General features: G+C 51.8%; 1 pseudogene. It reads left to right on the forward strand.

Going from position 1 to position 282, the window contains the following annotated elements:
* Positions 1-282 (forward strand): annotated as a pseudogene (locus tag PGS10_RS25010) (TetR/AcrR family transcriptional regulator); the annotation flags it as partial.

Here is a 282-nt window from a genome sequence, read left to right on the forward strand (position 1 = left end):
TATATCAGAATGGCTCTGGATGAAGAAGTCCGGCGTATCGTTCTGCTTGATGGCCCGGCTTTTCTTGGCGATCCTACGAAATGGCCGAGTCAGAATTACTGCCTTGACGCCACCCGAGAGAACATTTCAGATCTGATTGAACGCGGCTTAATCAAGCCGGTAGATGTGGATGCTACCGCCTGGCTGTTAAATGGAGCTGCACTGAATGCCGCTCAGTGGGTGGCTGCCAGTGAAGATCCGCAGCATGCTTTACCAAAAGCGATTCAGGTTTTCACCCTGCTG

It is taken from the genome of Klebsiella sp. 141153, from assembly GCF_032601995.1.
In the GTDB taxonomy this organism is placed as follows: domain Bacteria; phylum Pseudomonadota; class Gammaproteobacteria; order Enterobacterales; family Enterobacteriaceae; genus Klebsiella; species Klebsiella aerogenes.